Consider the following 9,043-nt stretch of genomic DNA (forward strand, 5'->3'; position numbering starts at 1 on the left):
TATGGAGTTCATGAATCAACCGCTGGTCTGGCTGGAGTGGACCGGCGTGCACATGTCGCCGTGGAAGCTGATAGGCCTGACCGGCGCGCTGATGTTCGGCGGGCGCTGGCTGGTGCAGTTCGTGGCCTCGCGCCGCGCCGGCAAGCCGGTGATCCCGCGCCTGTTCTGGTACATGAGCGTGCTGGGCAGCCTGATGACCCTGAGCTACTTCCTGTTTTCGTCCAAGCAGGATGCGGTGGGCGTGGTGCAGAACCTGTTTCCTGCATTCACCGCCTTGTACAGCCTGCGCCTGGATATCAAGCACCGTGGCTGGCAGCGCGACAAGGCTGGGCACTGAGCGGGCGACTGTGCCCAAATCTGGCCGTTTGCTGCCCGAATCCGTCTAGGTCGGGTGGCGGCTTCAATGCGATGATCCGGGTGACCTGAACCACCTGGGGAATCCTGACCGTGAAATCGTCGTTGACCGTTGCTCTGCTGCTCACCCTTGGCCTCAGCGCCACGCCCGCTTTCGCTGCCGCGCCCTCGGCACCGGCCAGCCTGGCCACGCAAGGCCTGGACGACCAGTTCAAGGCGATCTATGAAAAGGAATGGGCCTGGCGCCAGACCGGTGGCGGCGAAGCCAGCGAGGACAGCGACGCGCCGGCCAGCAGCACCAAGCTGCCGGATGTCAGCGCCGCTGCCCAGCAGGCGCGGCTGAAGGTCTGGGACGACGTGCTGGCCCAGCTCGAAGCCATCGACCCGGCCAAGCTCTCGGCCGAGAACCAGGTCAACTACGCCATCTACAAGTACCAGGTTGAAAGCCTGGCCGAAGAGGTACGCCTGCGCAGCTACGAGATGCCGTTCAACTCGGACTCCTCGTTCTGGTCCAACCTCAGCTTCATGGCCCGACGCGAGATGAAGACCGCGCGGGACTACCGCAACTACATCGCGCGCTTGAACGATGTGCCGCGTTACTTCGATCAGCAGATGGTCAATATGCGCGCCGGCCTGGCGCGTGGTTTCAGCGTGCCGCGCGCGGTGCTGGAAGGCCGCGACGTGTCCATCTCGACCGTGGCCGAACTGAAGGACCCGACCGAGTCGCCGTTGTACGAGCCGTTGAAGAAGCTCCCCAACAGCATTCCCGCCCCCGAACAGGCCAAGCTGCAGGCCGAGGCCAAGCAGGCCATCAACGGCAGCGTGGTGCCGGCCTTCGGCAAGCTGCTGACCTTCTATCGCGAAGAGTACGTACCGCAGTCGCGCACCACCCTGGCGGCCGAAGCCATGCCCGGTGGCAAGGAGTTCTACCAGGCGCAGATCCGCGAGTACGTCACCCTGGACCTGAGCCCGCAGCAGATCCATGCGCAGGGTTTGTCCGAGGTCAACCGCATCCAGCAGCAGATGAACGCCATCATCGACAAGGTGGGCTTCAAGGGTAAGAGCGAGCAGACCCGCTTCGCCGACTTCCTGGAATTCCTGCGCACCGACCCGCAGTTCTACGCCAAGACGCCGGACGAACTGCTGTGGCGTGCGGCGTGGATCTCCAAGCGCGTGGACGGTGTGATCGGTAAGTTCATGACCCTGCCGCGTGCCCGCTTCACCATCGTGCCGGTGCCGCCGGATATCGCCCCGTTCTGGACCGCCGGCCGTGGCGGCATGGGCACCTACTGGCTCAACACCTACAACCTGCCGGCGCGCCCGCTGTACAACCTGCCGGCACTGACCCTGCATGAGTCCGACCCCGGCCACGCCCTGCAGGGGGCACTTGCCGCCGAGCAGACCGGCCAGCCCGAGTTCCGCCGCACCGCCTATATTTCGGCCTACGGCGAAGGTTGGGGTCTGTATACCGAGAAGCTCGGCATCGACATGGGCATCTACCAGACGCCGTATGAAGACTTCGGCCGCCTGACCTATGAAATGTGGCGTGCCTGCCGCCTGGTGATCGACACCGGCGTGCACCACTACGGTTGGGACCGCGACCGCGCGATTGCCTACCTGCGTGACCACACCGCGCTGAGCGAGCATGAAGTGACCACCGAAGTGGACCGCTACATTTCCTGGCCGGGCCAGGCCCTGAGCTACAAGCTGGGCGAGATCACCATCGTCAAGCTGCGCGAGAAGGCCGAGAAGGAACTGGGCGACAAGTTCGACATCAAGGGTTTCCATGACGCCGTGCTCAAGCAGGGCTCGGTACCGCTGCCGGTGCTGGAGCAGCAGATCAATGCGTATATCGCCGAGCGCAAAGTGGCGAAGTAAGAGCTGTGTCTCCTCCCTTGCGCAACGCGCAGGGGAGGGTCGGGGAGGGGTGCTCTTGGCAGAAATCTCAGGCGATAAGGCAAAGCCAAAGCCGCCCCTCTCCCCAACCCCTCTCCCGCAAGGGGAGAGGGGCTCGGATTCTGCAGCCTGAAGCACTGCTCGCAACTGCAGCTTTGCATAAAGCCCCTCTCCCCTCGCGGGGTGAGAGGGGCAGGTTGCGAACCATTGGTTCGCTGCCCCTCGAACGGCCTTGCGCCAGCGCAAGGACCGGGGCGCGGAGCGGGGCTTGGGGAGAGGGGGAGCACCGCATGTGCAACCGCAACAAACAAAGCCACCCCCTCCCAAACTCACCCTTGGCTGCGCCAAAGGGGAGGAGCAGCAGCGCACACCTGAACCACCGCACCCGCTCTGCGATTGTGTAACCCAAGCAGCACCGGCTAACCTGCCCCAATGCTGCAATCCCTGCGCCACCGCCGCCTGTACCTGCTACGCCTGCTGATGTTGGCGCTGGTCGGCCTTGGCGTGTTCGGCACCTCGCTGGCCGCAGCACTGACCGATATCCACATGCTGGCGCACACCGATATCGGTGCCGGCGTGCACGAGCATGACGACAGCAAACTGGCGATGGCACCGGATGCCGAAGACAGTGCCAACGCGCTGCTTCACGCCCTGGTGCATTGCGTGGATTGCCACGGCCACGGCGGCGTCCTGCCGACCGTTACTCCCGTTTGGAGCCTGTCATCACCACCTGCGCAGCAAGCGCTGGTCAGCCTGGGCACGCAAGCGGTCTCGCACCCGACCGAAAGTCTGTTCCGTCCCCCGATAGCCGTCTGACGTCCCGGCTGCATGGCCGGCCCTCACGTCTGAACCTGCTATCTGGAGAAACCCATGTGGATGCGCCTGGCGGCTGTTGTCGCCTTCGCGCTGGTGCCGCGCGCGTATGCGCAGGTGCCGGCGTCTGCTGTGCCGCTGACGCTGGACGATGCCATCGTCCGCGTTGCACTTGACCACCCCGACCTGCGCCTGATCGATGCGCAGCGTCCCGTACTCGAAGCCCGCCGCGACGCCGCGCTGCTGCGTCCGCCGATGCAGTTGGGCGTTGAATTGGAAAACCTGCTCGGCAGCGGTGATGCCCGTGGTGTGCAGGGTGCCGAAGCGACGGTCAGCCTGTCCGGTGTACTGGAGCGCGGCGACAAACTCGACGCCCGCCGTATGCTGGCCCAGGCCAATATCGACGCGCTGGCGCCACAACGTGCCACCGCCAGGCTCGATCTGCTGGCCGAAACCGCACGCCGTTACCTCGCGGTAGCGCAGGCGCAATCGGCGCTGCAGATCGCCAACACCGATATCGAACAGCGCCGCCGCGCGGTTGATGCCGCGCGCCTGCGGCTGCAGGCCGGTGCCTCGCCGGAGTCGGTGCTGTTCACTGCGCAGGCGATGTTGGCGCAGGCCGAACTGGACCGCGATCGTGCAACTGAAGAAGCCAGCGCAGCACGGCTATCGCTGGCCGCGTTGTGGGGCGCACGTACGCCTGATTTCAACGCGGTGAGTGGCGATGCCCTGCAACTGCCGGCGCTGCGCGATTTCGCATTGCTCAATGACGATCTGCAGCGCGCACCTGAGCTGGCCGAACTGCTCGGCGAGCAGCGCATCCGTGAAGCCCAGCTGCAACTCGTGCGCACGCGCAGCCGCCCGGATTGGAGCTGGCAGGCCGGGGTGCGCAACAGCCGCGCCGACAACGCCACCTCGCTGCTCGGTGGCTTCAGTATTCCGCTCGGTAGCGCCCGTCGCGCCGCGCCGGAAATCCGCGAGGCCGAGGCCGACCTCGCGCTGTTGCCGTATCAACGCCAGGCGCGCCAGCAGCAGCTCTACGCCACCCTGGCCGAGGCCCACGGCCGTTACGTCACCGCGCGCCTGGAAGTACAGCGCATGCAGGCCGATGTATTGCCGCAGCTGCAGAAGGCCGAGCGCGCCGCCGAACGTGCATGGCGCGCCGGTGCCGTCAGCTACATGGAGTGGGCACAGCTGCAGGCCATGCGTATCGAGGCGCGCCAGCGCCAGCTGGATGCGGCCATCGCCGCACACACCGCGCTGATCGAAATCCAGCGTCTTACCGGCCAGGGCATGTTGGCCACCGATGCAACCGTTGCCGTGGAGAACGCACGATGAGCCGTCCTTTGAGTGTTGTAGTTGCCGGCGTGCTGGCAATGAGCTTGTTGCTGGTCGGCTGCGGTGCAAAGCCGGTGGCTGAAGCCGGCGCCGGTGCAGCAGAAGAAGCTGGCCATGCGCATGGTGAAGAAAAGGGCGGAGATGCAGACGGCCATGCCCACGAAGAAGGCGAAGAAAACGAGGCCGACAGCACCACCATCAAGGCAGCGATGGCCGAACAATCCGGCATCCGCAGCGCAGCTGCGCAGGGCGGCACCATCGCCGATGAGCACGAAGTGCAGGGCCTGCTGACGCCGGTGGATGGGCGCGTGGCGCAGGTGATGGCGCGTTTCCCCGGGCCCATCCGTTCGCTGCGTGCAAATGTGGGTGATCGCGTCAGTGCCGGCCAGACCCTGGCCAGCATCGACAGCAACCTCAGCCTGACCACCTACAGCGTCAGCGCACCGATCAGTGGCGTGGTGTTGTCGCGGCAGGCACAGGTAGGCGCGGTGGCGGGCGAGGGCACGCCGCTGTTTGAAATCGGCGACCTGTCCGAGCTGTGGGTGGACCTGCATATCTTCGGCAACGACACCCAGCACATCACCGCAGGCGTGCCCGTTACCGTCACCCGCATGACCGACGGCGTCAGCCAAACCACCACGCTGGAACGTGTACTGCCTGGCACCGCCACGGCGAGTCAGAGCACGGTGGCACGCGCCAGCGTGCGCAACGACGATGGCCTGTGGCGGCCCGGCGCCGCAGTGAAAGCGCGCATCGTGGTGGCGATGCAGCCGGCAGCGGTGGTTGTGCCCTTGTCGGCCTTGCAGACCATGGAAGGCCGCGATGTCGTGTTCGTGCGCGATGGCGATACCTATACCGCGCGGCCGGTAGCGCTTGGCGCGCGTGATGCCGGCAAGGTCGAGATCAAGGACGGCCTGCGCGTGGGCGAGCAGGTCGTGGTCGAGCAGAGCTATGTGATCAAGGCCGATCTGGGCAAGGCGGGGGCCGCGCATGAACATTGATTGCCGCAGCCAACGCGGAGGGCGCCGCCATGCTTGAGCGCATCATTCGCAGTGCTATCGCCCATCGCTGGATGATGATGGTGCTTGCCCTGGCGCTGATCGCGATCGGCAGCTGGAGTTTCACGCGCCTGTCCATCGATGCCACGCCGGACATCACCAACGTCCAGGTGCAGATCAATACCGCCGCCGATGGCTATTCGCCCCTGGAGAGCGAGCAGCGCATCACCTATCCGGTGGAAACAGTGATGGCGGGCCTGCCCAGGCTCGAACAAGTGCGCTCGCTGTCGCGCTACGGCCTGTCGCAGGTGACCGTGGTGTTCAAGGACGGCACCGATCTGTACTTCGCCCGCCAGCAGGTAGCCGAACGCCTGCAGCAGGTGAAGTCGCAGTTGCCGGAAGGTCTGGACCCGCAGCTGGGGCCAATTGCCACCGGCCTGGGCGAGATCTTCATGTACACCATCGACGCAGATCCAAAAGCGCGCAAGCCCGATGGTTCGCCATACACCGCCACCGACCTGCGCACCTTGCAGGATTGGGTGGTGCGGCCGCAGCTGCGCAACGTGCCGGGTGTGACCGAGGTCAATACCATTGGTGGTTACCAGCGGCAGATCCACATCACTCCGGATCCGGCCAAGCTGCGTGCGCTCGGCTTCACCCTGGATGATGTCGCCGAAGCCGTGGAGGGCAACAACCAGAACATCGGTGCTGGCTATATCGAACGCAACGGCCAGCAGTTCCTGGTGCGGGTGCCGGGGCAGGTGGCCGGGCTGGAGGAGATCGGCAACATAGTGCTGGCACGGCGCGAAGGCGTGCCCATCCATGTGCACGATGTGGCCGAAGTGGGCGAAGGGCCGGAGCTGCGCAGCGGTGCCGCCACCCAGAACGGCCACGAAGTGGTGATGGGTACGGTGGTGATGCTGGTCGGTGCCAACAGCCGCGAGGTGGCGCAGGCCGCAGCGGCCAAGCTGGAACAGGCGCAGCGCAGCCTGCCCGAAGGCGTCACGGTCACCGCCAGCTATGACCGCACCGCGCTGGTCGATCGCACCATCGGAACTGTCGCCAAGAACCTGCTGGAAGGCGCACTGCTGGTGATCGTGGTGTTGTTCCTGCTGCTGGGTAACTTCCGTGCGGCGCTGATCACCGCCGCGGTGATTCCGTTGGCGATGTTGTTCACTCTTACCGGCATGGCGCGTGGTGGTGTCTCCGCCAATCTGATGAGCCTGGGTGCGCTGGACTTCGGCCTGATTGTCGATGGCGCGGTGATCATCATCGAGAACTGCCTGCGCCGCTTTGGCGAACGCACGCATGCGCTGGGCCGCGCAATGACCCGCGAGGAACGCTTTGCTGAAACCGCCAGCGCCACCGCCGAGGTGATCCGCCCCAGCCTGTTCGGCCTGGGCATCATCACCGCGGTGTACCTGCCGATCTTCGCGCTGACCGGTGTGGAAGGAAAAATGTTCCACCCGATGGCGATCACTGTGGTGTTGGCGCTCAGCGGCGCGATGCTGCTGTCGTTGACCTTCGTGCCGGCGGCGATTGCGATGTTCCTGGGTGGCCGTGTCGAGGAAAAAGAAAACCGCTTGATGGCATGGTTGCGTGCACGCTACGAACCCTTGTTGGCCTGGGTGATGCGACGAGGGCGCTGGGTAGTTGCCGGTGCCTTTGTGTTGGTGATCGGCTGTGGTGTGTTGGCAACGCGGCTGGGTAGCGAGTTCGTGCCCAATCTCGACGAAGGCGATGTCGCCATGCATGCCATGCGCATCCCCGGCACCAGCCTGAGCCAGTCGGTGAACATGCAGAAGCAGGTGGAGGCTCGCCTGCAGCAGCTGCCGGAAGTGGACAAGGTGTTTTCCAAGATCGGCACGCCCGAGGTCGCCTCCGATCCGATGCCGCCGTCGGTGGCCGACACCTTCATCATGATGAAGCCGCGCAAGCAATGGCCGGACCCACGCAAGCCGCGTGCGCAGCTGCTGGCCGAACTGGAAGCTGCAGTGGAGGAACTGCCGGGCAACAACTACGAGTTCACCCAGCCGATCCAGATGCGCATGAACGAGTTGATCTCCGGCGTGCGTGCTGACGTGGCGGTAATGCTGTTTGGTGACGACATGGACATGCTGGCGCAGGTAGGCCAGCGCATCGTCGCGGTCGCCAGCAAGGTGCCGGGTGCAGCCGATGTGCGGCTGGAGGAAACCAGTGGTCTACCTCTGCTGACGGTCACGCCGGATCGCGCGGCGTTGGCCGGGTACGGGCTCAATCCGGGCCAACTGCAATCCACGGTTTCAACGGCGGTGGGCGGGCGTGTGGCGGGGCAGCTGTTCGAAGGTGACCGTCGTTTCGACATTGTCGTGCGCCTGCCTGAAGCCATCCGCCAGGACCCGGCGGCATTGGCGGATTTGCCGGTATCGCTGGAGCCGGCGTTGGCCCAGGACAGTGCCGACGAATCCAGTCGCGCCGGCGGTTGGCGCAGTGGTGATGCACGCACGGTGCCGCTGCGTGAGCTGGCGCGGATTGAAAGCAGCGAAGGCCCGAACCAGATCAACCGCGATAACGGCAAGCGCCGCATTGTCATCACCGCCAACGTGCGTGATCGCGACCTCGGTGGCTTCGTCAGTGAGTTGCAGCAGGCCATCGACGCGCAGGTGAAGGTGCCGGCTGGTTACTGGGTGGAGTACGGCGGCAGCTTCGAGCAGCTGATCTCGGCCAGCCAGCGCCTGGCGGTGGTGGTGCCGGTGACCTTGCTGCTGATCTTTGCACTGCTGTTCTGGGCATTCGGTTCGGCGCGCGATGCCAGCATCGTGTTCAGCGGCGTGCCTTTGGCACTGACCGGTGGCGTGTTGGCGCTGGCGCTGCGTGGCATTCCGCTGTCGATCTCGGCCGGCGTCGGCTTTATCGCGCTGTCCGGCGTGGCCGTGCTCAATGGCCTGGTGATGATCAGCTTCATCCGCCACCTGCGCGAGCAGGGCCGCAGCCTGGACGTGGCCGTGCGCGAAGGCGCGCTGGGCCGTTTGCGACCGGTGCTGATGACTGCGCTGGTGGCATCGCTGGGCTTCGTACCGATGGCCTTCAACGTGGGCGCCGGCTCGGAAGTACAGCGACCATTGGCAACGGTGGTGATCGGCGGCATCGTGTCCTCGACGCTGTTGACCCTGCTGGTATTGCCGGTGCTGTACCGCTGGCTGCATCGGAACGGGAAGTAGCGCCGATCGGGGCCGCTTCTCGGCTTGAAGCCCCTCTCCCTTCACGGGAGAGGGGTTGGGGAGCGGGCGCGCTTGCAAGGCCTCTGCCGAGCATGGCTCGGCACTACAACCGTTGGTCGGGGCTTGCGGTGCTTGTCGGCTTGAAGCCCCTCTCCCTTCACGGGAGAGGGGGTGGGGAGAGGGTGCGCTTATAAGGCCCCTGCCGAGCATGGCTCGGCACTACAGGGTGAGCCGAGAACCACGTAGCCCGGGTAAGCGCAGCGCACCCGGGGTTTTTCGCGAGGGCTCCCGGGTGCGCTGCGCTTACCCGGGCTACGGTGCTTGCGGTGCTTGTCGGCTTGAAGCCCCTCTCCCTTCACGGGAGAGGGGTTGGGGAGAGGGCGCGCTTGTAAGGCCCCTGCCGAGCATGGCTCGGCACTACAGGGTGAGCCGAGAACCACGTAG

At 65.4% G+C, this 9,043-nt stretch carries 6 protein-coding genes; all 6 read left to right on the forward strand.

The genetic code is table 11. From position 1 onward, the window contains the following. The first annotated feature begins 1 nt into the window (after nucleotide 1). The gene (locus RT460_RS13590; protein ID WP_313319457.1) at nucleotides 2-337 is read left to right on the forward strand and encodes a lipid-A-disaccharide synthase N-terminal domain-containing protein; all 336 of its coding nucleotides are present in this window, start codon (nucleotides 2-4) and stop codon (nucleotides 335-337) included. A gap of 110 nt (nucleotides 338-447) precedes the next feature. Next, on the forward strand, nucleotides 448-2,232 hold the full coding sequence (locus RT460_RS13595; RefSeq protein WP_313319458.1) for a DUF885 family protein: 1,785 nt from the start codon (nucleotides 448-450) through the stop codon (nucleotides 2,230-2,232). A 450-nt stretch (nucleotides 2,233-2,682) separates the two neighbouring features. Beyond that, nucleotides 2,683-3,066 (forward strand): hypothetical protein, encoded by a 384-nt coding sequence (locus RT460_RS13600; RefSeq protein WP_313319459.1) that lies wholly within the window; start codon nucleotides 2,683-2,685, stop codon nucleotides 3,064-3,066. A 54-nt stretch (nucleotides 3,067-3,120) separates the two neighbouring features. Then, entirely contained in the window at nucleotides 3,121-4,401 is a 1,281-nt protein-coding gene (locus tag RT460_RS13605; RefSeq protein WP_313319460.1) for a TolC family protein, read from the forward strand. After that, nucleotides 4,398-5,402 carry an efflux RND transporter periplasmic adaptor subunit gene (locus RT460_RS13610; protein WP_313319461.1) on the forward strand — a complete coding sequence of 335 codons (1,005 nt, stop codon included), beginning with the start codon at nucleotides 4,398-4,400 and terminating at the stop codon, nucleotides 5,400-5,402. Before RT460_RS13605 ends, RT460_RS13610 begins: the two co-directional genes overlap by 4 nt. A gap of 29 nt (nucleotides 5,403-5,431) precedes the next feature. Continuing rightward, nucleotides 5,432-8,599, forward strand: a complete 3,168-nt coding sequence (locus RT460_RS13615) for a CusA/CzcA family heavy metal efflux RND transporter (protein WP_313319462.1) — start codon at nucleotides 5,432-5,434, stop codon at nucleotides 8,597-8,599. Nucleotides 8,600-9,043 lie beyond the last annotated feature (444 nt).

The organism is Stenotrophomonas sp. (assembly GCF_032061965.1).
Lineage (GTDB): Bacteria > Pseudomonadota > Gammaproteobacteria > Xanthomonadales > Xanthomonadaceae > Stenotrophomonas.